Below are 23,607 nucleotides of genomic sequence, written 5' to 3'. Positions count from 1 at the left end.
ATCTGGTGTCTCAATTTGGAGATAAATTCATCCACCGATTGAGATTGATGCAATCAAAACGATAAGCGGAGACAGCGACAGCATGTTGACCGACTGGACGGGCCTGCCCGCCACCTATGACGACGTGCTTCGTCGGGCGATGGATTCGCTGTTTCGCACGTTCGAAAACTTCAGCGAAGGCACCTTCATCGTCGATGGACAGGCGCGCGTCGTCTGGATCAACAAGCGGTATGCGGCGCGCTTCGGCTTTGCTGACCCGCAGCAGGCGATCGGCCGCGATTGCGAAGCGGTGATTCCAAACAGTCTGATGCGCGAGGTCGTCAACACCGGCAAGCCGATCCTGCTCGACATCATGGAGACCGATCGCGAGCCGCTCGTCGTCACGCGCCTGCCGCTCAAGGACGATGCCGGCGTGACGATCGGCGCGGTCGGCTTCGCGCTGTTCGACGAGCTGAAAGCGCTGTCGCCCCTCTTTTCGCAGTACTCGCGGTTGCAGCAGGAGCTGATCGCGACGCGTCAGTCGCTTGCGCAGGCGCGCCGCGCGCGCTATACGTTCGGCAGCTTCGTCGGCACGAGCGCGGCGTCGCTCGAAGTGAAGCGCCAGGCGCGGCGCGCGGCGCAACTCGAAGCGCCGGTGCTGCTGCTGGGTGAAACCGGCACCGGCAAGGAGCTGCTCGCGCATGCGATTCACGGCGGCTCGGCGCGCGCGCACAAGCCGCTCGTCAGCGTCAACGTCGCGGCGATTCCCGACACGCTGCTCGAAGTCGAGTTCTTCGGCGCCGCACCCGGCGCGTACACCGGCGCGGATCGCAGGGGGCGGGTCGGCAAGTTCGAGCTCGCCAACGGCGGCACGCTGTTTCTCGACGAGATCGGCGATATGCCGCTGCCGTTGCAGGGCAAGCTGCTGCGCGTGCTGCAGGACAAGGAATTCGAGCCGCTCGGCTCGAATCGGATCGTGCGCGCGGATGTGCGGATCATCGCGGCGACATCGGCCGATCTGCCGGCGCTCGTCGCGGCCGGGCGTTTTCGCGCGGACCTGTTCTACCGGCTCAACGTGCTGACGATCCATGCGCCGGCGCTGCGCGAGCGTCCGTCCGACATCGAGGCGCTTGCCTACGCGATGCTCGAGGAGCTGGCCGCGCAGGCAGGCGGCGGCAGCCACTTCGAATTGCACGACGACGCGTTGCGCCTGCTGTGCGCGTACGACTGGCCCGGCAACGTGCGCGAACTGCGCAACACATTGGAGCGCGCCGTGATGCTGTCCGACAGCGAGCGCATCGATGCGCGTGTGCTCGCGCCGTTCATCGGCTCGGGGCACGGCGGTGCGATGGCACCGGCGCGGACCCCGACTGTCGCGGCCGCCGGCGTGGACGTGGCCGCCACCGCCGAACCCACCTCGTGGAGCGACGCGATGGCCGCGTTCGAAAAGCGCTTTCTCTGCGACGCGTTGCGCGCGAACGGCGGCCGCGTCATTGACACTGCGAAACAGATCGGCATGGGCCGCGCGACGCTGTACAAGAAGATCGCCGCGCACGGCATCGACGTTTGACTCGCCGCGCCCGGCCAGCCGCACCGCGCCAACTGACGCAGCACGAGAGCAGCGTGGCACAATCGCGAGATCGAAAAACAAGACGTGACCGGGGTCTCCATGAAATGCCTTTCCTTCTTCGCGCGCCGCTCGCGCGGCATTCTGGCCGTCGCCGCGATCGTCGCGCTTGGCGGTTGCAGCAGCAGCGCGCCGCTGTTCCTGCCGGACGGCCGTGCGACCACGCTCGTGCAATGCCCGGTCGGTTCCGACTCGTGCTCGCAACAGGCGGCCGCCAGTTGCAACGGCGCGTTCGACGTCGTGCGCCAGTCGAGCGAGGGCGGTACGTTGAGCCTGATCTACGCCTGCCGCGCGACCGCGAAGTAAGCACCTGATGCCGTGCCGGTGCAATGCCGGCGCGCGCGGCTGGCCGATCCGTTGGCGGCCTTCGGTTTTTTTTCACCTGTTCGCAGTTATTCCCTGCCAGTTCCCGATACGCTCGCTGACCACGCTCGTGCCATTCCGGCTACCACATGGCCGTCATAAATTCATGCGCCTAATGCGTGTCCGATAAGCGGTTTGCATGCGAATTGGGATAAGTAGGCCGCATGCGGCATTTTTACAACGTTGAGTCACCGCGCACCGATTATCCTTTGCGCCCCGACCATGATTTATCTTTACCTTCGGGGCGTCGAACGCAGTCAGTGCGGCAGGCAACGGAACGTGAAATTTGACGGCAGTATTCTTTTTTAAACCGTTGGGATTTAACCCGGCGAGCAGAAATTGCCGGTTTTTCCCGACGCAGAAGAAGTTCAGGAAGGTTTTTCCGCTGCTGGCGGGCATTACTTTGGGCCGCGCGGGCCAACGCGGCTTCATGCTTTCGATTTTTTTGCTTCAACACTAATTCAATAGAATCCGGGGAAAGCAATGAATCATCAGCAACTCGAAAAAGACATCGAGCATCTCGAGCAGATAATTTCCCATATTTCGGCAGAAGACCGTATTCCTTTGTCTTACTGGCGTAACCGCCTTCAGCACGTTTCCGGCGCGGTTCTCGTGCCGGCGCAGGCAACCCGCGTCAAACGCCTCGATGCCGCGCTTTGCGCATTGGAAAAACGGCAGAAAGCCTGAATGTCGTCATTGTGTCCGCCAATCGGGATCGGCAATTAGGAAAGCCGTCGTGTGCGCTTTCGCCGGACAGGTTTTATCTTTCGGTTTGATCGCCCAAAGCGACCTGGGCGCGCGCACGTTTGCTTTTACCGACACAGGATGAACATGCAGATAGCAGGATTTGCCGCGACCGGCCTCGCGACGCTGACCAACGCGATGCAGGGCTACGTGGAGCGGGGCGAAGTGGCAGGGGTGGTGTCGCTCGTATGGCGGCGCGGCGAAATCGGCTACTTCGAACCGGCAGGCCTACGCGACGAAGCCGCGCAATTGCCGATGGAGCGCGACACGCTGTTTCGCATCGCGTCGATGACGAAGCCGGTGACGAGCGCCGCGATCATGATGCTGATCGAGGAAGACCGCCTCGCGCTCGATGCGCCCATCTCGCGGTGGCTGCCCGAGCTTGCCGCGCCGCGCGTGCTGCGTGACCCGACCGGCCCGCTCGACCAGACCGATCCGTTACGCGCGCCGATTACGGTGCTCGACCTGCTCACGCATCGCGCGGGCTTCGCGTACGACTTCACGGCAACGGGGCCGCTCGGCGAAGCCTACGCAGCCGCGTTCAACGGCTTCGAGGCGAGCGGCGGCAACAGCGCGTGCCTTGCGCGCATCGCCGCGTTGCCGCTGATGTTCCAGCCCGGCTCGCGCTGGCACTACGGCGTGGCGACCGACGTGCTCGGCGCGCTGATAGAACGCGTGAGCGGCATGACTCTTGGGGAGTTTTTCCGCACGCGCATTTTCGCGCCTCTCGGCATGCGCGACACCGCGTTCTGGGTGCCCGACGCACAGCTTGCGCGCCTCGCCACCGCGTACAACATCGATCCCGGCACGCGGCGTCGTGTGGTCGAGGATCATGCGGCGGCGAGCCGCTGGGCCAATCCGCGACGCTTTCAGAGCGGCGGCGGCGGGTTGGTCTCGACCGCCGAGGATTATCTGCAATTCGCGCAACTGCTGCTCGGGCGCGGCCGCGTCGGCGACACGCGGCTGCTGTCGCATCGCTCGGTCGACCTGATGCGCAGCAATTTCCTGAGCCGCGAGCAGCGCCGCCTGCCTGCCTTCGGTCACGTGATCTGGGCGGGGCAAGGCTTCGGCCTCGGCCTGTCGATCGTCGATGATCCGGCGCAGCAATTGCCGCTCGGCTACCGCTCGCTCGGCTCGTTCGGTTGGCCCGGCGCGTACGGCACGACCTGGTTCGCCGATCCGGTCGAGAACATGATCGGCCTGATGCTGATCCAGCGCCGCTCGATCGACCCCTTCCCGATGGCCATCGACTTCGAACGCCGCGTCTACGATGCGATCGACGATTGAGCGGGGCCGCCGCGCATGCGCTCGGCCGCGCGATTCACTATCCTGTGATTTATTCGTCTGATAGTGTCCGCCAACCATTCATCGCGATTCATCGCAGTGCGTCCAACCGAGGGGGGAACACCGGCATGGCCTCTTACAAACAGCTGACTGCGCAACTCGAAAAACTCCACAAGGAAGTCGCAGCCGCGCGCGAAAAAGAAGTCTCGCAAGCTATCGCCGATATCAAGCAGAAGATTGCCGAATACGACCTGACCGCCGAAGAACTCGGCTTGACGAGCGCCTCGCCGAAGCCGCGTCGCAAGTCGTCGTCGACGACGTCCGTCGCCAAGTACCGCAATCCGAAGACCGGCGAAACCTGGAGCGGCCGTGGGCGCTCGCCGGCCTGGCTCGTCGGCAAAAATCGCGAGCGGTTTCTGATCGAAGGTTGAGCTTCATCGTGGGTGCCGATGCGTCCGTGTTCTCTGAAGTGATGCGTGGTTTGATCCGTTCCGCACCGTTGCAAAGGTCCCGAAAACGCTCACCTTTGCGTGACGCCTGAACGTACACGGCGATATTTACCGATGCATTCGAACCTCGCGGGATGCTTCGGTGAGCCAGGCTTTGTCGCGCGACGCACCTCCGCGGGTGCGAATCGCCATCGTGCCGCGCCGCCCCGCGCCGCTCGCCGAAAACCCGCGACAGCCTTTGCTGGCGGGCGTTTCCAGGCGTCGAGCCGGAACCTGTTCATAGCGGCGCGAAGCTTTATCGCCGTTTTCCCGCGCATCGCGTTGGTGGCGCCCGCGACCTGGCAGGTGCGTGCATGCGCTTCGCGATCCTCACCTTTGACCGCAAATCGATATTCGCCGCCGTAAGTCCCGAAAACGCTCACCTTTGCCAGAAGCATGCGCGGCGCGCCGACGCTCGCGCCGTCGCCCGTCCGGCGCCGGGGCCCTTTCCCCCGGCCGTCGCGCCAGACGTGTATCATTCGCACCTTGCGCCGTTTTTGCGCCAGCGATTCCCGCATTGTCGAACGCTGGGTCGTGACCCGTTCGCCACCCGTTTTCGGACGCGGCGCGAGCGCCGGTCGATCCGGGCCCGCGCCCGATTCTCGCAGCTCGACGCCGCCGCGCCACGCGCGGCATACCGGCCGCCCACGGCCGCCGGGAACCGCCTGAACCCCTTTCCGTGACCGCCAGACCCGATGTCAGTCTCCGAACTCAAACGCCGCCGCACGTTCGCGGTCATTTCCCACCCGGACGCGGGTAAAACCACGCTCACCGAAAAACTGCTGCTGTTCTCGGGCGCGATCCAGATCGCCGGTACCGTGAAGGGCCGCAAGAGCAACCGCTACGCGACGTCCGACTGGATGGAAATCGAAAAGCAACGCGGCATTTCGGTCGCGAGCTCGGTGATGCAGTTCGAGTACGGCGATTGCGTGATCAACCTGCTCGACACGCCGGGCCACGAAGACTTCTCCGAGGACACCTACCGTGTGCTGACCGCGGTCGACGCCGCCGTGATGGTGATCGACGGCGCGAACGGCGTCGAAGCGCAGACGCTGAAGCTGCTGGAAGTCTGCCGCAGCCGTAAGACGCCGATCGTCACGTTCATCAACAAGCTCGACCGCGAAGTGCGCGAGCCGCTCGAACTGCTCGATGAGATCGAGCAGCACCTCGGCGTGGCGGCGGTGCCTTTCACATGGCCGATCGGCATGGGCAAGGATTTCCAGGGCGTCTACGACGTCCAGCGCGATCAGGTGCGCGTGTTCCGCGCCGGTCAGGACACGGCCGGCGGCGCGGTCGAAACGCTGCAGGCACTGAGCAACGAGGAAGGCGAGCGCCGTTTCGGCCATGCGTGGGTGCGTGCGAAGGAAGAAATCGATCTGATCAGCGGCGCGACGCCCGAGTTCGACCGTGAGCAGTTCCTCGCCGGCCAGCAGTCGCCGGTGCTGTTCGGTTCGGCGATCAACAACTTCGGCGTGAAGGAGATTCTCGACGCGCTGGTCGACCTCGCGCCGCCGCCGTCGATGCGCATGACCGTACAGCGTCCGGTGCAGCCGGAAGAGTCGAAGTTCACCGGCGTCGTGTTCAAGGTGCAGGCGAACATGGACCTCGCGCACCGCGACCGCGTCGCGTTCATCCGCGTGTGCTCGGGACGTTTCGAGCGCGGCATGGCGGTGAAGGTCACGCGCTCGAACAAGACGTTCCGCGCAAACAACGTGGTCACGTTCCTGTCGCAGCGTCGCGAGACGGTGAGCGAGGCGTATCCGGGCGACATCATCGGTATTCCGAACCACGGCACGCTGAGTCTCGGCGATACGCTGACCGAAGGCGAGCAGTTGCAGTTCGTCGGCCTGCCGTTCTTCGCGCCGGAAATTTTCCAGACCGTCGAAGTGGTCGATCCGATGCGCGCGAAGCAGCTCGGCGAAGCGCTGAAGCAGCTCGGCGAGGAAGGCGCGATCCAGGTGTTCCGTCCCGAAGCCGGCGGTCTGATGATTCTCGGCGCGGTCGGGCAACTGCAGTTCGAAGTGGTGTCGCACCGTCTGTCGACGGAATACAAGGTCGTCGTGCGCATGGCGCCGGCGCGTTACCGGCTCTCGCGCTGGGTGACCTGCGACGATGCGGCCGAACTGCGCCGCTTCACCGACTCGTACTCGGCGCGAATCGCGCTCGATGCGTCCGATGCGCCGACCTATCTGGCCTCGCACGTATCGGAGATCGAAGTCGCGCAGAAGGCGTGGCCGAAGATCGTGTTCAACGAGTTGCGCGAGCACTCGGGGGCGCCGTTCAGAAAGGCGATGTAAAACCGCGAGTCCGCTGGTTTCGAAGCAAAAAAGCCGCGTCGTTCGACGCGGCTTTTTACTTTTCCGCCGCAACAACGTCCCGCGCCAGCGCGCGACTTCGCCTATGCTGACGGAACCACCCGCCTCGCCGCGAAGCCGGCTCCAATTCCTGTCCAACCGCATGGAGCGCCCGTGACCGTTCGCAACCTCGACGCCTTGTTTCGCCCGAAATCCGTCGCCGTGATCGGCGCGTCCGAGCGGCCGGGCAGCACCGGCGCGATGGTCTGGGCGCGTGTGCTGGAAGGCGGCTTCGACGGCCCGCTGTGGCCGGTCAATCCGAAGCACGCGACGCTCGGCGTCCATCCGGTGATTGCCGACGTCGGCGATCTGCCGCAGGCGCCCACCGTCGCGGTGATCTGCACGCCGCCCGCGACGTGGCCCTCGCTGATCCATAAGCTCGGTGGCATGGGCACGCGCGCCGTAATCATCGTCGGCGAGGTGCGCAGCGATGAAGACCGGCTCGAACTGCGGCACGCGCTGTCGGCGGCGCGGCCGCATCTGTTGCGCATCGTCGGACCCGGCAGTCTCGGCGTGGTGTCGCCGGCGCTCGGCGCGCATCTGGGCGCGCCGTCGTGCATGGTCAAGGCGGGCGGCGTCGCGTGGGTGTCGCAGTCGAATGCGCTGACCAACGCAGTGCTCGGCTGGGCACGAGCGCGCGGGCTCGGTTTTTCGCACGCGGTGGCGCTCGGAGCGGAGGCCGACGTCGATGCCGGCGACGTGCTCGATTACCTCGCGAGCGACCCCGGCACCCGCGCGATCCTGCTCGAACTCGACAGCGTGCGGGCGGCGCGCAAGTTCATGTCGGCCGCGCGCGCGGCGGCGCGCAACAAGCCGGTGCTCGCGCTGCGCTCCGGCCGCGACGATCCCGCCGACGGTCTCTACACAGCGGCGTTCCGGCGCGCGGGCCTCGTGCGCGTCGACGCGCTCGACGATCTGCTCGACGAAATCGAAACGCTCGGCGTCGGCCGCGTGGCGGCGGGCGCCACCGCCACGCTGATCACTAGCGACCGCGGTCTCGCGACGCTCGCGCGCGACGCGTTCACCGCCGCCGGCGGCCTGCTCGCGCCGTGGCCGGCCGCGGCGTCGGACGCGCTGCGCGAGGCGCTGCCGCTCGCGGTCGGCGGCAATCCGCTGCTGCTCGGCGACGGCGCGCGTCCTGAGCACTTCGGCACCGCGCTGAAGCTGCTCGGCGAGTATCGCGAGACCGGCACTGCCGTCGTGGTGCACGCATCGACGCATGGCGCGCCCGTCGACGACGTCGCGCAGGCGCTGATCGAGCATCAGCGCTTTGCGTATCGCGGGCTGCTCGCGTGCTTTTTCGGCGGTGTCGATGCGACGAGGCGCGACGCGCTGCATGCGCAGGGCATCCCGGTGCACACGACGCCGCAGCGGCTCGCGCGCGCCTTCGCCCGTCTGGTCGATTACCGGCTGGGCCGCGAACTGCTGATGCAAACGCCGGAAGGCCTGCCTGCGCAGATTCCCGAGTCGATCGACGCCGCCCAGGCGCAGGCTCGCGAAGCGGTGGCGGCGGGCGCGAGCGAGCTGGCCGGGGCGGCGGCGGCGCGGTTTCTGTCGCGGTTCGGGTTGCGGGTGGAGGGTGCGCAAGGAGGGGGCGCCCACGCGTCGGGCGCCGATGCCGACGGCGCCGCAAAACCCATCGTCGACGTCGCCGTCGAACTGCACGACGACGACAACTTCGGCCCCGTGTTCCGCTTCGCCGCACCGCCGATCGACGGCGTTTCCAGCGGGTTGCACGTGTACGGCCTGCCGCCGCTCAATCCGATGCTCGCGCGCGACATCGTCACGCGTTCGCACTACGCGAGGCTGGTCGCGCCGGAGCCGACGCTCGCGGCGTTGACGGCGGTGTCGCAAGCGGTTTGCGACGTGCGCGAGATCGTCGGCCTGTCGTTGAAGCTCAGGGTCTACCGGGACCGCGTGACGGTGGTCGATCCCGTGTTGCGGCTCGGCGCGCAGCGCAGCCGTCTCGCGATCGTGCCGTATCCGCGCCGCTTCGAGGAAACGATCGACTGGCAGGGGATGCGTGTAACGGTGCGGCCGATTCGCCCCGAAGACGAAAACGCGCATCGCGAGTTCGTGCAGGCGATGACGCCGGAAGATTTGCGGCTGCGTTTTTTCGCTTCAGTCGGCGCGTTCGACCACTCGCAACTCGCGCGCATGACGCAGATCGACTACGACCGGGAAATGGCGCTGATCGCGACGGTCGACAACGAAGACGGCGTCGCGCAGACGCTCGGCGTGGTGCGTGCGGTGGCCGATCCCGACAACGAGACGGCCGAATTCGCGGTGACCGTGCGCTCGGATCAGAAAGGGCGGCGCCTCGGCCAGTTGCTGATGCAGCGGATCATCGCGTACGCGCGGGCGCGCGACACGCACTGGCTGATCGGTGAAGCGTTGCGCGAGAACACCGCGATGATCGCGCTCGCGAAGGCCAGCGGCTTCACGATCACGCGGACCGATGACCCCGGTGTGGTCGGCTTGCGGATGGCGCTCGACGAAACGGCGGGGGCGGACCCGAAGTCCGCCGCGCAGAACCAGCCGGCGCGTTGAGCGGCTGACGTCGCGAGCCGCTCAACGCATGGCTTCACCGCCTCACGCCGCCAGCTTCTGTGCCGCCTCATCGACCTGCGCGCGCGTGACCGACAGCTCGTCGAGCCATGCCTGCGCATACACGGCGCCGGTTTCGCGTTCGAGCCGCGCGATCGTCGCGGCGCAGCGGTTCGCGTCCTTCAGCGTCGAAATGAACGCTTTCACCGACTCACCGCCCGTGAACGCGTCGAACAGCGGCACGCGAATTTCGTCGGGCAGCGCACGGGCGGTCCATTGGTACGGCTTGCCGTTGAACGTCAGCGACGGCGGCAGCACGCGCTCCTTGCGCACGGCCGGAATCAGGCCGTAGGTGCGCGCCGCTTCGCCGATCTGCTCGGGCGAAAACAGCTCGTCGGGCGTGATGTGGAACTGCTGGATGAAGGTCTCGATGCTTTGCATCGCGGCGGCGCGGTCGTCGCGGCGCTTCTGCGCGTGGGCGACGATGTCGCGCAGTTCGTCGGCTTCTTCGGCGGTGATCGTGAAGCTCGACTGCTTCTGCTGGAGTTCGGAAAAACGCTGGAATTCGGAATCGGTCAGAAGTTTGGCCATTGCTCAATCGATGCGCGCGCATGAGCCCGTCATGCGGCGTTATTTTGGAAGGGCCGCCATTCTAAACCATGTGCGCGTGCGCGCCGCCGCGGAACTTACCGCGCAACTTACCGATCACGCGGCCTGCTCGCGGAACATCGACAGCGCCTGCACCGTGTCGCGCAGCAGCGTGGTGGCCGCTTCGAGCGTCGGCGCGACGTATTCGTCGATCCGCCGCAGATACGGGCAGGTCAGCACCGCGCTCGCCTGTCCCGACGGCGCGAGTATCGGGAACGTCACGTCGGTGACGCCGAAGGTCTGCTGGCTGTCCTTCTGCCAGAAGCCCGCCGCGCGGATGCGCTCGCAGGCTTCCTCCAGCGCGGCGAGATCGAGCGTCACTTCGCCCTTCACCTTCGTGTGCTCCGCCAGCATCTGCTGGCGCTGCTCGACGCTCTGGAACGCGAGCATCACGCGCCCCGAACCGGTGTCGATCAGGCCGACCCGCGAACCGAGCCGCACTGACATGCCCCATGTGCCCGGTCCGTCGACTTGCGCAATCACCAGCAGGTTGCCGCGGTCGTAGACGACGAGGTGGCAAGACTGCTCGGCCGCGTCGGCGAAACGCTGCATCAGCGGCAGCGCTTCTGCGATCAGCCGGTTCATTGGCGGATGACGGTGCGCGAGCGCGAACAGCTTCAGGCTCAGCGAGTAGCGGTCGCCAGCCGCCGAGCGCACCACATATTGGCGCGCGACGAGGCGTTCGAGCATCCGGTACATCTCGCTCGCGTTGCGGCCCAACTGCCGCGTGATTTCGGCGCGCGTGAGTCCTTCCTTCTGCTCGGACAGTAGCTCGAGAATGTCGAGGCCTTTATCCAGCGCGGGGGCGCGATAGCGGTCGTCGTCCTTGTCTTCGGCGTCCATCGTGAGGGTCCGGGAATTCCGTGTGGAGTTCTGATTATCTGGTGTGCGCGGGCGAGTGCGTAGCATTTCGCGAACTGGATGGCCTATGTCCAGGGAAAACCCAGGCATCCGCGCCGCGTAGTTTTCTTGACTTGGAAAAATTCGAATATGAATAATACGTTCATTGGTGAATGAATGCACTTCCCAAGCGGTGCGCGGAGTGTGACCGCCGCGCCCTCGCCGCCGCATGGTAAAAAGACCACAAATCTGGAGACACGCTCATGTCGGCATCGATCGTATCGAAAATCGGGCAGCGGCGCCGTATCGGCCGCGGCTCGTTGCAGGTGAGCGGACTGGGGCTCGGCACGGCGCCGCTCGGCGGCCTGTACCGCGACCTGTCCGACGAGGAGGCCCAAGCGACGATCGCCGCCGCCTGGGACGCGGGTGTGCGCTACTTCGACACCGCGCCGCATTACGGCAACACCAAGGCCGAGCATCGGCTCGGCGCCGCGCTGCGCCACTATCCGCGCGGCGAGTATGTGCTGTCGACCAAGGTCGGCCGCCGCTTCGTGCCGCGCACGTCACCGTTCGACGACCGCGAAGGCTGGCAGAATCCGCTGCCGTTCGAAGCGATCTACGACTACACGCACGACGGCATTCTGCGTTCGTTCGAGGACAGCCAGCAGCGCCTCGGCATCATCGATATCGACGTCCTGCTCGTGCATGACATCGGTCGCGTCACGCACGGCGACCAGCATCCGCACTACTGGCGGCAACTGACCGAAGGGGGCGGCTTCCGTGCGCTCGAGCGCCTGCGCTCGACGGGCGCAATCAAGGCGCTCGGCCTCGGCGTCAACGAGGGCGCGGTGATCCTCGACGCGATGGCCGAGTGCGATATCGATTGCGCGTTGCTCGCGGGCCGTTATACGCTGCTCGAGCAGACCACCCTCGACGACCTGCTGCCCGCCTGCGAGGCGCGCGGCGTCAGCATCCTGCTCGGCGGCGCGTTCAATTCGGGCATTCTGGCGCGGGGCGTCGAAGGCGATCTGAAGTTCAATTACGGCGCCGCGCCGCCCGAGGTGATCGAGCGCGTCGCGCGTCTGGAGGCGGTATGCCGCGCGCATGACGTGCCGCTCGCCGCCGCCGCGTTGCAGTTTCCGTATGCGCACCCGGCGGTCGCCACCGTGCTGACCGGCGCGCGTAGCGCCGACGAATTGCGCGAGAACGTCGCGTCGTTCGAGCTGCCGATCCCCGCGGCCTTGTGGTCCGCATTGCGCGACGCGGGCCTGCTCGACCCCCGTGCGCCCGCCCCCGAGGACTGATCCGACCATGCCGATCGACGCTCACCAGCACTACTGGGACCCCGCGCGGGGTGACTACGAGTGGCTGACGCCGGAGCTGAAAATCCTCTACCGGCCGTTCGGGCCTGATGATCTGAAGCCGTTGCGCGAACAGGCCGGCATCGAGCGGACCGTGGTCGTGCAGGCCGCGCCGACGCTCGACGAAACCCGCTACCTGCTCGACATCGCGCGTCACGAGCCGTCGATCGCGGGCGTGGTCGGCTGGGTGCCGCTGTTGTTGCCGAACGCGCCCGATCTGATCGAGGTGCTCGCGCGCGAGCCGAAGTTCAAGGGCGTGCGGCCGATGCTTCAGGATCTGCCCGACGACGGCTGGATCGCGAACCCCGATCTCGCGCCGGCGATCGAGGCGCTGATCGCGCACGATCTCGCGTTCGATGCGCTGATCTACGCGCGTCACGTGCAATACGTCGAGATCTTCGTGCAGCGTTTTCCGGCGCTGCGCATGGTGGTCGATCATGGCGCGAAGCCGCCGATCCGCTACGGCCAGGCGGGCTACCCGGTATGGCGCGACGCGATCACGCGGCTCGCCGCGCTGCCGCAGGTGCACTGCAAGCTGTCGGGTCTCGCGACCGAGGCCTCGCCCGGCTGGACCGAGGACACGCTGCGACCCTACGTCGAGCATCTGCTGAACACGTTCGGTCCCGCGCGGCTGATGTGGGGCAGCGACTGGCCGGTGCTCGAACTGAACGGCGACTATTTGCTCTGGCATTCGGTGGCGACCACGCTCGTCGCGTCGTTGAGCGACGCCGAGCGCGACGCCGTGTTCGGCGAGAACGCCGCCGCGTTTTATCGGCTTTGATTTCGTTAGCAGCCCATTCAACTGGAGTCGTAGATGACACAAAGACTGGCCGGCAAAACGGCCCTGATCACCGCAGCGGGACAAGGTATCGGTCTCGCCACCGCCGAACTGTTCGCGCGCGAAGGCGCGCGCGTGATCGCCACCGATATCCGCATCGACGGACTCGCCGGCAAGCCGGTCGAGGCGCGCAAGCTCGACGTGCTCGATGGCGCGGCGATCAAGGCGCTCGCCGCGGAAGTCGGCACGATCGACGTGCTGTTCAACTGCGCGGGCTTCGTACACTCGGGCAATATCCTCGAATGCAGCGAGGAGGACTGGGATTTCGCGTTCGACCTCAACGCGAAGGCCATGTACCGTATGATTCGCGCGTTCTTGCCGGCCATGCTGGAGAAGGGCGGCGGCTCGATCATCAACATGTCGTCGGCGGCGTCGAGCGTGAAGGGCGTGCCGAATCGCTTCGCGTACGGCGCGTCGAAGGCCGCGGTGGTCGGGCTGACGAAGTCCGTCGCTGCGGATTTCGTCACGCGTGGTGTACGCTGTAACGCGATTTGCCCGGGCACGGTGTCCTCGCCGTCGCTCGAACAGCGAATCGCCGCGCAGGCTCAGGCGCAGGGCGCGTCGCTCGATGCGGTGCAGGCCGCCTTCGTCGCGCGTCAGCCGATGGGCCGCATCGGCAAGCCGGAGGAGATCGCCGCGCTCGCGCTGTATCTCGCGTCCGACGAGTCGTCGTTCACGACGGGCCAACTCCATGTAATCGACGGCGGATGGTCGAACTGATTCTGATTGACTGACGAACCGAACACTACTGAACGTAAAGGGAAGTGCAACGATGAAACTGCTTCGTTATGGGCCGAAAGGCCAGGAAAAGCCGGGCCTGCTCGACGCGCAAGGCAAGATTCGCGATTTGTCGAAGGTGGTGGGCGATATCGACGGCGCTGGGCTCGGCGATGAAAGTCTCGCGAAACTGCGCGCGCTCGATCCGGCAACGCTCCCGGTCGTCGAAGGTAATCCGCGCGTTGGACCGTGCGTCGGCAAGATCGGCAAGTTCATCTGCATCGGCCTGAACTATGCGGATCACGCGGCGGAATCGAATCTGCCGGTACCGGCGGAACCGGTCATCTTCAACAAGTGGACGAGCGCGATCAGCGGCCCGAACGACGACATCGAAATCCCGCGCGGTTCGAAGAAGACCGACTGGGAAGTGGAACTCGGCGTCGTGATCGGCAAGGCGGCGAAGTATGTCGACGAAGCAAACGCGCTCGAGCATGTGGCCGGCTACTGCGTCGTCAACGACGTGTCGGAGCGCGAATGGCAAATCGAGCGCGGCGGCACGTGGGACAAGGGCAAGGGCTTCGACACGTTCGGCCCGATCGGCCCGTGGGTCGTCACGCGCGACGAAGTCGCCGATCCCCAGAACCTGAGCCTGTGGCTCGAAGTGGACGGCCATCGCTACCAGAACGGCAGCACGAAGACGATGATCTTCAGTGTCGCGAAGCTGGTGTCGTATGTGTCGCAGTGCATGAGCCTGCAGCCGGGCGACGTTATCTCGACCGGCACGCCGCCCGGCGTGGGCATGGGTGTGAAGCCGAACCCGGTGTTTCTGAAGGCGGGGCAGACGGTGCGTCTGGGTATCGAAGGGCTGGGCGAGCAGACGCAGAAGACTTACGCGGCGGAGTAACGCGCTTTCTCTTTCCGTCATATCGCTGTGAAATGAAAGGCCGTTCCTGTTTTGCGCAGGAGCGGCTTTTTTCATGGCGTCCCGGCTTTAAGCCCCCGCCTCTTGCTCCCCGTCCTCTCCAATCCGATTCACGGTCCCCTGCGCAACCGCCACTAGCTTCTCGCGATTCCCCTCCATCACGAACACGCTGCACTGGCAGGTCGCCTGATGCCTGCCCGCATAGACCACACTGGCGCGCGCGATCAGCGTGCCCTTCACTGCCGGGCGCAGATAATTGATCTTGTACTCACCGGTCACGACTCTCGGACCCAGCGACAGCGCGCCAGCGAACGTCAACGCATTGTCGGCGAGATAGCTGATGACGCCGCCATGTACGAAGCCATGCTGCTGCCGCAGTTCATCCCGAATCGGCAGACATAGGGTGAGCTCGTCGCTGCCGGCGTGCATCAGCTCCGCGCCTAGCAGCATGCTGAACGGCTGGGCGTGCAGTGCGCCGCGCGCCCGGTCGAGTAGGTCGGTCATCGTGGTTCCTTCGTGCAGGGGTCTGGGTAGTGCATCGGTGCAACAAAACATCCGCGCGGCGCGTGCCATGCGGTCCCTACCCACTCTAGGAAGTGCCGCTGCGCTGCGCAAGGTGATTCGTCGCGACCAGCGGCGCATTGTTGCGCAAAGCAACCGCAATCGCGACGATCGACGATGAAACCTGCACGTAGAGCGTTTTTTGCGGGAATTGGCCTCAAGCCGCCAATCGGCCTGCCGTTAACCCTGATTTACCTCCGTTATCCTTTGTTCCCAGGTGTCCACGATGTTCAGCAAGATCAAGGTCGCATCCGGCCTGCTATGTGTTCTGGCCGCGTTCTGCGTCTTCCAGCTCGTCACGGTAGGGTTGGGCTTCTGGTCACTGACGCGCACGCACGACGACGTCGGCGATCTGTCGAACATCGCGCTGAAGCAGGTCGACGCGGTCAACCAGACGACGCAGCGCCTGATGGACGCGCGCATCAACCTGTCGCGTGCCGGCACGCGCATGGTGCGCGGGGGCACCGAGCCCACGGACATCGTGCAGCACGCTCGCGAACAGCTCGCCGCCGCCGATCAGTCTTTCGCGGCCTTCATGAGCGCGCAGAAGACCAGCGACGAAAACAGCGCGCGCGCCGCCGCGCTCGCCGAACGCTACAAGACGCTGCATGGCGCGCTCGCGGAGCTCGCGCAGTATCTCGACTCGGACAACATCCAGGCCTTCCTCGATCAGCCGACGCAGTCGTTTCAGGACGCTTATCTGGCGGAAGTGCACAACTTTGGGCAATTCGGCGACGCCGCGAGCCGCGCGTCGCTCGATTCGATCGATGCGCGCGTGGCGGCGTTTCGCATCGTCAGCGTGGTGATTTTGCTCGTGCTCGTCGCCGGCACGCTCGCCGTCTATACGGCGCTGCGCCGCGGCGTCGTGGCACCGCTCGAGGAAGCGGGCCGCCACTTCGAGCGCATCGCCCAAGGCCGTCTCGATCAACCGATCGCCGCACGCGGCAGCAACGAAATCGGCCGTCTGTTCTCGGGCCTCGCGACGATGCAGGCAAGCGTTGCACGCACCGTCAAGAGCGTGCGCGAGTCGGCCGACTCGATCCATCTTGGCGCCAACGAAATCGCGACCGGCAACGCCGATCTGTCGGCGCGCACCGAAAACCAGGCAGCATCGCTCGAGGAAACGGCATCGAGCATGGAGGAACTCACAGCGACCGTGCGCCAGAACGCCGATCATGCGCGCGAAGCCAATGCGCTCGCCGAGACCGCGCTTGACGCGACGTCGCGCGGCAGCGAAGTCGTCAATCAGGTGGTCGACAAGATGCGCGGCATCGCGCAGAGCTCGGACAAGATCGCCGAGATCATCTCTGTGATCGACGGCATCGCGTTCCAAACCAACATCCTCGCGCTGAATGCCGCCGTCGAGGCGGCGCGCGCGGGCGAGCAGGGCCGCGGCTTCGCGGTCGTAGCCGGCGAAGTGCGCGGCCTCGCGCAACGCAGCGCGCAGTCGGCGAAGGAAATCAAGACGCTGATCAGCGAATCGGTCGCGGAGATTCAGGGCGGCTCGACGCTCGTCGAGCGCGCCGGCGAAGCGATGAGTCATGTGTCGGCGTCGATCTCGCGCGTCACGCAGATGATGGCCGAAATCAGCGCGTCGTCGCTCGAGCAGAGCACCGGCATCGAGCAGGTGAATCAGGCGGTCGTGCAGATGGACGAGATGACGCAGCAGAACGCGGCGCTCGTCGAGCAGGCCGCGGCGGCGGCGGCTTCGCTGCATCAGCAAACCGAGCAATTGAAACAGGCCGTTTCCGTGTTCGAAATTTCTGAAAGTGTGTTGCGTACGCAACAGCGCGGAGCAATGTCCGTCGCAAACGCAGAATTCGCATTAACCGGAATGCATGCGCTTTAAAGCGGCGACGCTTGAAAACGGACGCAGAAATAGAAAATGGCCCGCGTAAAGCGAGCCATTTTGCATTAGACGCAAGCGCCTGTAGAGGCGCCTATCGTGACGTCCAAGTCTGTCTCAAAGTACCCGAAGGAACTTAGACCGGCTGGATGTTTGCAGCCTGCTTGCCCTTCGGGCCTTGCTTGACTTCGAACGACACTTTCTGGTTTTCCTGCAAGGACTTGAAGCCCGAAGACTGGATTTCCGAGAAGTGTGCAAACAGGTCTTCGCCGCCGTCGTCCGGGGTGATGAAGCCAAAGCCCTTTGCATCGTTAAACCACTTAACAGTACCTGTTGCCATTTTTGATCCAAATAAATGTTGTGTATTGCATCGCGACCGCAATCGCTCCAATGCGAGAGCGAGCGCGAGGGGAGAGTTGTATCACGTCTTTATGACAGACGCCAATCAACCTGCGTCCGGGTATTCCCCGGTTTTGATGTTTTTTCGCGCTTTGAGAACGTCTGACGAGAACTTTTTTGCGCCAGGGTTTACCACCAACATCAAATTTCTCTCGCGACCCGGCGGCGGACATTCGTCCGTGCGTGCCGCACTTTATTGAGGCGATCAAGCGTGGAACTTCATCTATCACTGGCCAAATTCGGCTAAGTTCACGCTCGAAATTCGGCGTCCACAGGCAGCGCCGCGTAGGCGGTGGCCAGATGATAAGGCGTCGTTGACGGCATGTCCGTACGTGCAATTTCGCCGCTCGATGTCTTGCATTCGAACCAACCGTGTTCATGCAAAAAGCATCGCTGAAAACGTGCGATCTGTTGCGGCAGCGCCGCGCGCACGGCCGGATCGTCGTGACTGGCGAGCGCGCGCAGATATTCCGTCTGCCCCCAGATCCGCTGGGTCGCGTCGCTGACCTTGCCAGCCTCGTCGAGCGATGCGCACACGCCGCCGTTGTCCGGGTCCACGCCATGCTGCTGCGCGAAGGTGAAGGCGCGCGCCAGCGCGTCGGTTAGCCCCGTGCCGTCGAACAGCGCGCCCGCCTGCCTGACCAGCCAATACCACTCGAACTGATGTCCCGGCTCCAGACGGTTGCCGCTCGCGCCGATCGGCAATTCGGCGATACAGCCGCTCGGCGCATGCACGAAGTGTCGCGCGACCGCGCCAGCGAGGCGGCGCAACGCGGCGCCGAAGACGTTGTCGCGCGTCGCCTCGCAGGCGGCGAGCCACGCTTCGGTCAGGTGCATCAGCGGATTCTGCAACGGCGTGGCGGTGACCTTCGAAAAGTCGACGTTGAGCGCGGCGTTGAACAGATCGCCGTCGGCCGCGAAGTTCGACTGGATCAGCGCGGTCGTGTTGTGCACGAGCTTGAGCGCATCGAGGTTGTCGGAGCGCCGCGCGTATTCCGCGCACGCGAACACGACGAACGCGTGCGTGTAGAGGTCCTTGGTGGTGTCGAGCGGCAGGCCGAGCGCGTCGACGCTGTAGAACCATCCGCCGTGATCGGCGTCGCGAAAGGTGCGGGTCAGCGAATCGAACAGCACGCGCGCGTGTTCCATGTCGCCCGCTTGTGCAAACGTGAACAGCTGCCGCGCGCATGCCATCGCCCGATAGCGTTGCGCGGGCAGCGGCTCGCCTCCGGTGGCGTCGAGCGCTTCGTAGGGCAGCTGCAACGCGTGATTGAAGCCGGGCCCGCGCCACATCGGCAGCACCACGTTCGCGAAGTGCTCGCGCAGCGCGGTCACGGCGGTGGTCGTCGAAGCAGGGGGAGGGGGCATGCTTGGCATCGTCGGTTGGTTCGGGCGCGCAACGTGCGCAGTGTGTCGAGGCAGCGTTCAGGGCGGCGGTTCAGGATTCGGCTCGCCGAGACTGCTGCGGTGTGCGGCCTAGCATAAAGCAAACGCCTCGCGCTGACAGCTTGGGTCAAGCATCCGAAATGCTCGACGCTGCGCTCGCCTTCGGCAATTGCACGGCGTGCGGGAATTCCAGGGCGACGACGCGAGGTCGTGAAAGGCGCGAGGCGCGCGAAAGGGCGCAAATCGACGGGGAATGGCTTCGGCACGGGCGGAGCGCCATGCGACAATGCTGGCTCTAAATATTCCAATGGCAATGACAAGCGGCATCCGGCGCCCCGTTCCTGGCGACGACCGCTTTTTCCTCTATGGCAGATTCCGTAGCATCCCCGCAGTCCATGCCCCCGCGCGTCGCTTCGAAGAAGCAGCGCCAGGGCGCCGTCTCCACCGAAACCGAAAACAAGCTGGCGCGCGCGGCGCGCTCGGCGCAACGCCTCGCGCAACTGAGCGGCGTCGCGCGCGACGACAGCACGCTCGACCTGTTCCCCGACGATCCGACCCGCGCGACGCTCGAGGCGATGAATATCGACGTCCGCCAAGGCACGCTGCACGGCTTCGAACTGCCGGACGTGGTGCTGCAGGCGGTCGGCGTATTCGATGAACACGGGTCGCTCGACAAAACTGCGCGCCGCGCACCGCGTGCGGCGAAGCTGGATGCGCCGATGCCGGTGAACGGGCAGTTGAGCGGGTTTGACGTCGAGCCGGTGATGGCGGTTGCGGATGCGTCTGCAAACAAGCCCGCAAACGAGCCCGCGAACGAGCCCGCGAACGGCGCCCCCGACGGCTCAGCGCCGAACGCCGCAGCAAACACCGACGACAAGCCCGCGGCAACGTCGCGTGAGCCATCCGCGCCGCCCAGCTCGGCGATGGCCGCCGCGACCGTCGCGCGCAGCGTGACCGCGTTGCGCCAGGCGGCCGAAGCGGAGTCGGCTGCGACGGCGGGCGCGGGCAAGCCACAGCAGCGTTTCGCCGCGACGTTCGCGAAAGCCGCGACGGCATCGCGCGATGCCGCAGTTGCTACCGCCCCGGCTTCGCTTGCAACGTCCGCTGCGACCGACGGCAGTAGCATGAGCCAGTCCGCCGACGAGCCCGCGACGCGTACCCAATCCGCCTCGCCAGAGGCCTTGACCACGAAACAGGACGACAAGCTCTCCGCCACCGCGCAGTTGACGACACCCCGGTCCTCGTCCGCAGACAACCACGCCGGATTCGCCACTTCCTCGCGTGACGCGCGCCGCACCGACGCGGCCGCCGCCGCGCTACGCTCGGAGCCGGAACTCGACCGCGCGCGCGCCACCGCGTTCGCCGATACGGTCGATGCGCTCTATGGCGTGATCGCCGATCAACGCCGCGCTGCGACCGATCATTCGCGGCGCGTGAAATGGATGCTGTCGATCGTGGTCGGTGCGCTGCTGGTGACGGTGGCGATCGGCATCGCGCAGACGCTGCTGCTGATGCGCCTCACGCGCGAGACGACGGCGCAGCAACACCGCATCGAACAGATGATGCAGAACCAGCAAGCGGCGATGGTGAGCCTGCTCGACGCGCATGCGGCGACAGCGAACGCCGCATCGGCGCCCGCCGCCACGACCCCCACCGCAGCGCCCCTACAGCCCAGCGCGACGCCGACGCGCGCGAGGCACGCTCGCGCTTCGCACCGGCGCCCGCCGAGTCACTAAATCGGGGACGTTGTCGCGATGCAACGCCTCCCGGCCCAATGACATCGCGGCAACCCGCCGCGGCGAAAATTTGCTGCAGTGCACTAGCTTTTCTCTAGGGAAAACCCCATAATCACAACTAAGGGAAAACCCTAGCAACGCAGTCACTAACCGGGAGTCGCCATGAGCTACATCTTTGCACTGTTCCAAAAGGTCAGCGACCTCTTTGCGTCGCCCCATCTGCCGCTGGATTCGGACTACTCGTACGCAGCGCGTGCCCGTGAAGCCGAGCGTCTGCGCCGCGCGCAGGCCACGCTGTTCGGCATCAAGCTGACGGACTAAAAACCAGCCGCACCTCCCGAGCGCGCGACAACGCGCCGGGGCGCGCACCTCGAGTGCGCTTCTCATTGAGCCACTATTCGCGAAATGCGGATCGTGGCTTTTTGTTTTTCGGGGCTCTCTTGTCGCGATGCACCATTGCGCGACGAGACAGACGTATCAGCGCCAGGCCTCCCGTGTCTGTCCGACTCCTTGCGAATTATTTCGGGGCCGAAATGAATGTAACCAGCTTTCACGCTGATTCAGCGAGTCGAATGAAAGCATTGCCCGTAAACCTTTGTTGAATGAAGCGCGAAAGCGACACCGCGCTTCCATCAACAGGCCCCATCTATGAAATGCTCGCTTACAAGTGCTAACGTCTTCACGCGATCCGGGCCGCTAAAGTGAGTCTCAAGCGTACGGCGTCTGGTTCGGCTCACAAGCGAAGCGAACGAAGCGAATCGCACGATCCGAGCAAACACGGACGCTGGCCTGGAATAAAACTTTGACGGGAGGTCATTATGAAAAACTTTGGCAAGGCATCGCGCTCGCTGATCGCAACGCTGCTCGCGGGCGGCGCACTCGTCGCGGCTGGTAGCGCATTCGCGCAAGACCGCGTGATCGTCGAACACGGTCCGGCACCAGTCGTGTACGGCCAACCGCATATGATGCCGGTGGGCGTGTCGATCAACATCGGCTGGCACGGCGATCGTTACTGGGACGGCCACCGCTACTGGGAGCACGACGAGTGGATGCGCCGTCATCCGCACGACTACGATCCGCACCACCGCGGCGACGATCACCGCACCCCGCCCCCGCGCTACTAAAGCGCGCCTGATCGCGTCGCAACAGGCGGCGTGAGTCCACGAAGCCGGTCTTCCCTCGAGGGAAAGGCCGGCTTCGTCGCATTTGGGCGTGCGAGTCCGACCGTGGTATTGCGCGTGCTGCGCTATGCTTCGGGGCTTTCATCGACGGCAGCGGGAGCGCGTGTGGACAAGACGACACAGGATGTAGCGATAGGGGTGGTGGGCACGGGACTGATGGGCGTCGGCATTGCGACGCAGGCCGCGTTGCATGGATACCGGACGATCGTTCACGACGTTGATCCGGCGCGACTCGCGAGCGTCGCGCCGAAAGCGCAAGCCGTGCTCGACGAACTGATCGACGCGGGCCGTATCGACGATGCTGCCAAACAGGCGGCGCTCGCGCGCATCGAAACCAATGCGCAACTCGATGCGATCGGGCAAGCGCGCTTCGTGATCGAGGCGATTCCCGAAGTGCTCGAACTCAAACACCGCCTCTACGCGACGCTGACCAGCCTGCTCGCCGATGATGCGATCCTCGCGAGCAACACCAGCGGCTTCCCGCCCGACCAGCTTGCCACCCCGCTGCGCGCGAAAGAACGCTTCGTGATCGCGCATTTCTGGAACCCGCCGCACATGATTCCGCTCGTCGAGGTCGTGCCGGGCACCGAGACCGCGCCCGAAGTCGTGCGGCAAACCGCCGGACTGATGAGCGCGATCGGCATGGAGCCGGTCGTGCTCGCGAAGGCGATTCCGGGCTTCGTCGGTAATCGGCTGCAGTTCGCGGTACTGCGCGAGGCGTTGCACATCGTGCGTTCGGGGGCAGCGACGCCCGAGGTCGTCGATCGCGTGATGAAAGCTTCGCTGGGACGTCGCTGGGGCATCGTCGGACCATTCGAGGGCGCGGACATGGGCGGACTCGACACGTTCGTCGACATCGCGTCGCATCTGATGCCGCAACTCGCGAAAGACGAGGACGTGATCGATCTGCTGCGCGCGCAGGTCGACGCGGGGCGTGTCGGCGTGCGCAGCGGCGCGGGGTTTCATGACTGGGATGAAGCGCGCATCGCGCGGGTAAAGGAAGGGCGCAAGCGCGTGATCGGGCGCGGCTAGTGCGGTATAAATAGCCGTTCCGTGCCTGGTACTCCGCCGCTTTTCGCGCTAACTGCCACACGCGTCGCAAGCGAACCTAAATCAACTCCAAGCCAACCCCAAGCCACTTCATGTCTCACTACTTCTACGACCCCGCCGCCGGTCACGGCCTGCCGCACGATCCTTTCAAGGCGATCGTCGCGCCGCGGCTGATCGGCTGGATTTCGTCGCGCGATGCCGAAGGCACGCTCAATCTCGCGCCATACAGCTTTTTCGGCGCGTTCGCGACCTTTCCGCCGATCATCGGTTTTAGCAGCGAGGGCCGCAAGGACAGCCTCGCCAACATCGAGGCGACCGGCGAATTCGTTTGGAATCTCGCCACCCGGCCGCTCGCGGAGCAGATGAACCGCTCGTCGGCGCCGGTCGCGCCGCACGTCGACGAGTTCGCATTGGCCGGGCTCACGCCGGCGCCGGGCCGCAACGTGGCGGTGCCACACGTAGCCGAATCGCCGGCGGCGCTCGAATGCAAGCTGCTGCAGATCGTGCGTCTGCATGATGTCGACGGCAAGCCGATGGACAACTATCTGTCGCTCGGCCAGGTGGTCGGCGTGCATATCGACGACGCGTATCTGAAGGACGGCTTGTTCGACACGCACGCCGCGCAGCCGATCATGCGCGCGGGTTATCGCGCCGACTATGCGCAGATCGGCGAGATGTTCCAGATGATCCGGCCAACGGCCTGAACTCGCCCTCAGCAGCTTCCACTGATTAGCGG

24 protein-coding genes are annotated in these 23,607 nt (G+C 65.2%); 18 read left to right on the top strand and 6 right to left on the bottom strand.

The genetic code is table 11. From position 1 onward, the window contains the following. Positions 1-82 precede the first annotated feature (82 nt). Both OKW26_RS03510 and OKW26_RS03505 read left to right on the top strand, forming a co-directional pair. Complete coding sequence (locus OKW26_RS03510; protein ID WP_429352690.1) at positions 83-1,549, top strand: sigma-54 interaction domain-containing protein; 1,467 nt, start codon at positions 83-85, stop codon at positions 1,547-1,549. Between the two features lie 99 nt (positions 1,550-1,648). Beyond that, on the top strand, positions 1,649-1,912 hold the full coding sequence (locus OKW26_RS03505) for a hypothetical protein (protein ID WP_429352689.1): 264 nt from the start codon (positions 1,649-1,651) through the stop codon (positions 1,910-1,912). Positions 1,913-2,171: 259 nt separating this feature from the next. On the opposite strand, the gene OKW26_RS03500 is transcribed toward OKW26_RS03505, so the two are convergent. Next, a complete protein-coding gene (locus OKW26_RS03500; RefSeq protein ID WP_429352688.1) occupies positions 2,172-2,453 on the bottom strand; it encodes a hypothetical protein in 282 nt (93 codons plus the stop codon). On the opposite strand from OKW26_RS03500, the gene OKW26_RS03495 reads away from it, so the two are divergent. The 6 genes from OKW26_RS03495 to OKW26_RS03470 all read left to right on the top strand — a co-directional run bounded on the left by OKW26_RS03495 (position 2,453) and on the right by OKW26_RS03470 (position 9,389). Next, positions 2,453-2,656 (top strand): hypothetical protein, encoded by a 204-nt coding sequence (locus tag OKW26_RS03495; protein ID WP_090808221.1) that lies wholly within the window; start codon positions 2,453-2,455, stop codon positions 2,654-2,656. The genes OKW26_RS03500 and OKW26_RS03495 overlap by 1 nt on opposite strands. Before the next feature lie 144 nt (positions 2,657-2,800). Further along, the gene (locus tag OKW26_RS03490) at positions 2,801-4,000 is read left to right on the top strand and encodes a serine hydrolase domain-containing protein (protein ID WP_429354166.1); all 1,200 of its coding nucleotides are present in this window, start codon (positions 2,801-2,803) and stop codon (positions 3,998-4,000) included. 125 nt (positions 4,001-4,125) lie between these two features. Further along, the gene (locus OKW26_RS03485) at positions 4,126-4,428 is read left to right on the top strand and encodes an H-NS family nucleoid-associated regulatory protein (protein ID WP_090808223.1); all 303 of its coding nucleotides are present in this window, start codon (positions 4,126-4,128) and stop codon (positions 4,426-4,428) included. Positions 4,429-4,799: 371 nt separating this feature from the next. Beyond that, entirely contained in the window at positions 4,800-5,168 is a 369-nt protein-coding gene (locus OKW26_RS03480) for a hypothetical protein (RefSeq protein WP_429352687.1), read from the top strand. Positions 5,169-5,180: 12 nt separating this feature from the next. Beyond that, a complete protein-coding gene (locus tag OKW26_RS03475; RefSeq protein WP_090808225.1) occupies positions 5,181-6,782 on the top strand; it encodes a peptide chain release factor 3 in 1,602 nt (533 codons plus the stop codon). Positions 6,783-6,953: 171 nt separating this feature from the next. After that, the gene (locus OKW26_RS03470) at positions 6,954-9,389 is read left to right on the top strand and encodes a GNAT family N-acetyltransferase (protein ID WP_429352686.1); all 2,436 of its coding nucleotides are present in this window, start codon (positions 6,954-6,956) and stop codon (positions 9,387-9,389) included. Between the two features lie 42 nt (positions 9,390-9,431). On the opposite strand, the gene OKW26_RS03465 is transcribed toward OKW26_RS03470, so the two are convergent. Together OKW26_RS03465 and OKW26_RS03460 are read right to left on the bottom strand one after the other, a co-directional pair. Then, the gene (locus OKW26_RS03465) at positions 9,432-9,977 is read right to left on the bottom strand and encodes a hypothetical protein (RefSeq protein ID WP_429352685.1); all 546 of its coding nucleotides are present in this window, start codon (positions 9,975-9,977) and stop codon (positions 9,432-9,434) included. A 114-nt stretch (positions 9,978-10,091) separates the two neighbouring features. Beyond that, a complete protein-coding gene (locus tag OKW26_RS03460; RefSeq protein ID WP_187612443.1) occupies positions 10,092-10,877 on the bottom strand; it encodes an IclR family transcriptional regulator in 786 nt (261 codons plus the stop codon). A 260-nt stretch (positions 10,878-11,137) separates the two neighbouring features. Between OKW26_RS03460 and OKW26_RS03455 the strand changes: the two genes are divergently transcribed. The 4 genes from OKW26_RS03455 to OKW26_RS03440 are packed head-to-tail and all read left to right on the top strand — an operon-like array spanning position 11,138 to position 14,694. Further along, a complete protein-coding gene (locus OKW26_RS03455; RefSeq protein ID WP_429333105.1) occupies positions 11,138-12,178 on the top strand; it encodes an aldo/keto reductase in 1,041 nt (346 codons plus the stop codon). A gap of 7 nt (positions 12,179-12,185) precedes the next feature. Further along, positions 12,186-13,016 carry an amidohydrolase family protein gene (locus tag OKW26_RS03450; RefSeq protein ID WP_429352684.1) on the top strand — a complete coding sequence of 277 codons (831 nt, stop codon included), beginning with the start codon at positions 12,186-12,188 and terminating at the stop codon, positions 13,014-13,016. 33 nt (positions 13,017-13,049) lie between these two features. After that, entirely contained in the window at positions 13,050-13,793 is a 744-nt protein-coding gene (locus OKW26_RS03445) for an SDR family oxidoreductase (protein WP_018424084.1), read from the top strand. 52 nt (positions 13,794-13,845) lie between these two features. Next, positions 13,846-14,694, top strand: coding sequence for an ureidoglycolate lyase (locus OKW26_RS03440; RefSeq protein ID WP_184057599.1), 849 nt, complete (start codon positions 13,846-13,848; stop codon positions 14,692-14,694). 87 nt (positions 14,695-14,781) lie between these two features. Here the strand turns inward: OKW26_RS03440 and OKW26_RS03435 are convergent, their stop codons facing one another. Further along, positions 14,782-15,216, bottom strand: coding sequence for a PaaI family thioesterase (locus OKW26_RS03435; RefSeq protein WP_184037950.1), 435 nt, complete (start codon positions 15,214-15,216; stop codon positions 14,782-14,784). A 283-nt stretch (positions 15,217-15,499) separates the two neighbouring features. Between OKW26_RS03435 and OKW26_RS03430 the strand changes: the two genes are divergently transcribed. Then, positions 15,500-17,122 carry a methyl-accepting chemotaxis protein gene (locus OKW26_RS03430; protein WP_429352683.1) on the top strand — a complete coding sequence of 541 codons (1,623 nt, stop codon included), beginning with the start codon at positions 15,500-15,502 and terminating at the stop codon, positions 17,120-17,122. Positions 17,123-17,255: 133 nt separating this feature from the next. Here OKW26_RS03430 and OKW26_RS03425 read toward each other — a convergent pair whose 3' ends face one another. Both OKW26_RS03425 and OKW26_RS03420 read right to left on the bottom strand, forming a co-directional pair. Further along, positions 17,256-17,459 (bottom strand): cold-shock protein, encoded by a 204-nt coding sequence (locus OKW26_RS03425; RefSeq protein ID WP_018424088.1) that lies wholly within the window; start codon positions 17,457-17,459, stop codon positions 17,256-17,258. 308 nt (positions 17,460-17,767) lie between these two features. Then, a complete protein-coding gene (locus OKW26_RS03420; RefSeq protein WP_429352682.1) occupies positions 17,768-18,895 on the bottom strand; it encodes an AGE family epimerase/isomerase in 1,128 nt (375 codons plus the stop codon). Between the two features lie 374 nt (positions 18,896-19,269). Between OKW26_RS03420 and OKW26_RS03415 the strand changes: the two genes are divergently transcribed. The 5 genes from OKW26_RS03415 to OKW26_RS03395 all read left to right on the top strand — a co-directional run bounded on the left by OKW26_RS03415 (position 19,270) and on the right by OKW26_RS03395 (position 23,575). After that, positions 19,270-20,640, top strand: a complete 1,371-nt coding sequence (locus OKW26_RS03415; protein WP_429352681.1) for a hypothetical protein — start codon at positions 19,270-19,272, stop codon at positions 20,638-20,640. Between the two features lie 162 nt (positions 20,641-20,802). Next, the gene (locus tag OKW26_RS03410; protein WP_018424094.1) at positions 20,803-20,961 is read left to right on the top strand and encodes a hypothetical protein; all 159 of its coding nucleotides are present in this window, start codon (positions 20,803-20,805) and stop codon (positions 20,959-20,961) included. A gap of 497 nt (positions 20,962-21,458) precedes the next feature. Further along, complete coding sequence (locus OKW26_RS03405; protein WP_429352680.1) at positions 21,459-21,764, top strand: hypothetical protein; 306 nt, start codon at positions 21,459-21,461, stop codon at positions 21,762-21,764. A gap of 213 nt (positions 21,765-21,977) precedes the next feature. Further along, positions 21,978-22,853, top strand: a complete 876-nt coding sequence (locus OKW26_RS03400) for a 3-hydroxyacyl-CoA dehydrogenase family protein (protein WP_260336653.1) — start codon at positions 21,978-21,980, stop codon at positions 22,851-22,853. 110 nt (positions 22,854-22,963) lie between these two features. Then, positions 22,964-23,575, top strand: a complete 612-nt coding sequence (locus OKW26_RS03395) for a flavin reductase family protein (protein ID WP_184037964.1) — start codon at positions 22,964-22,966, stop codon at positions 23,573-23,575. The last annotated feature ends 32 nt before the right edge of the window (positions 23,576-23,607 follow it).

Origin of the sequence: Paraburkholderia sp. 32 (genome assembly GCF_050435345.1) — a bacterium.
Lineage (GTDB): Bacteria > Pseudomonadota > Gammaproteobacteria > Burkholderiales > Burkholderiaceae > Paraburkholderia > Paraburkholderia tuberum.
The sequence above is the reverse complement of the archived record's forward strand: the minus strand, read 5'-3'. Positions and strand labels throughout refer to the sequence as shown.

Coding starts and splice junctions, on each gene's coding strand:
- OKW26_RS03450 (WP_429352684.1), top strand. CDS start 12,186: ATGCCGATCGACGCTCACCAGCACTACTGGGACCCCGCGCGGGGTGAC.
- OKW26_RS03510 (WP_429352690.1), top strand. CDS start 83: ATGTTGACCGACTGGACGGGCCTGCCCGCCACCTATGACGACGTGCTT.
- OKW26_RS03430 (WP_429352683.1), top strand. CDS start 15,500: ATGTTCAGCAAGATCAAGGTCGCATCCGGCCTGCTATGTGTTCTGGCC.
- OKW26_RS03405 (WP_429352680.1), top strand. CDS start 21,459: ATGAAAAACTTTGGCAAGGCATCGCGCTCGCTGATCGCAACGCTGCTC.
- OKW26_RS03505 (WP_429352689.1), top strand. CDS start 1,649: ATGAAATGCCTTTCCTTCTTCGCGCGCCGCTCGCGCGGCATTCTGGCC.
- OKW26_RS03425 (WP_018424088.1), bottom strand. CDS start 17,459: ATGGCAACAGGTACTGTTAAGTGGTTTAACGATGCAAAGGGCTTTGGC.
- OKW26_RS03410 (WP_018424094.1), top strand. CDS start 20,803: ATGAGCTACATCTTTGCACTGTTCCAAAAGGTCAGCGACCTCTTTGCG.
- OKW26_RS03420 (WP_429352682.1), bottom strand. CDS start 18,895: ATGCCAAGCATGCCCCCTCCCCCTGCTTCGACGACCACCGCCGTGACC.
- OKW26_RS03490 (WP_429354166.1), top strand. CDS start 2,801: ATGCAGATAGCAGGATTTGCCGCGACCGGCCTCGCGACGCTGACCAAC.
- OKW26_RS03465 (WP_429352685.1), bottom strand. CDS start 9,977: ATGGCCAAACTTCTGACCGATTCCGAATTCCAGCGTTTTTCCGAACTC.
- OKW26_RS03400 (WP_260336653.1), top strand. CDS start 21,978: ATGGGCGTCGGCATTGCGACGCAGGCCGCGTTGCATGGATACCGGACG.
- OKW26_RS03460 (WP_187612443.1), bottom strand. CDS start 10,877: ATGGACGCCGAAGACAAGGACGACGACCGCTATCGCGCCCCCGCGCTG.
- OKW26_RS03415 (WP_429352681.1), top strand. CDS start 19,270: ATGGCAGATTCCGTAGCATCCCCGCAGTCCATGCCCCCGCGCGTCGCT.
- OKW26_RS03480 (WP_429352687.1), top strand. CDS start 4,800: ATGCGCTTCGCGATCCTCACCTTTGACCGCAAATCGATATTCGCCGCC.
- OKW26_RS03395 (WP_184037964.1), top strand. CDS start 22,964: ATGTCTCACTACTTCTACGACCCCGCCGCCGGTCACGGCCTGCCGCAC.
- OKW26_RS03435 (WP_184037950.1), bottom strand. CDS start 15,216: ATGACCGACCTACTCGACCGGGCGCGCGGCGCACTGCACGCCCAGCCG.
- OKW26_RS03440 (WP_184057599.1), top strand. CDS start 13,846: ATGAAACTGCTTCGTTATGGGCCGAAAGGCCAGGAAAAGCCGGGCCTG.
- OKW26_RS03445 (WP_018424084.1), top strand. CDS start 13,050: ATGACACAAAGACTGGCCGGCAAAACGGCCCTGATCACCGCAGCGGGA.
- OKW26_RS03495 (WP_090808221.1), top strand. CDS start 2,453: ATGAATCATCAGCAACTCGAAAAAGACATCGAGCATCTCGAGCAGATA.
- OKW26_RS03475 (WP_090808225.1), top strand. CDS start 5,181: ATGTCAGTCTCCGAACTCAAACGCCGCCGCACGTTCGCGGTCATTTCC.
- OKW26_RS03455 (WP_429333105.1), top strand. CDS start 11,138: ATGTCGGCATCGATCGTATCGAAAATCGGGCAGCGGCGCCGTATCGGC.
- OKW26_RS03485 (WP_090808223.1), top strand. CDS start 4,126: ATGGCCTCTTACAAACAGCTGACTGCGCAACTCGAAAAACTCCACAAG.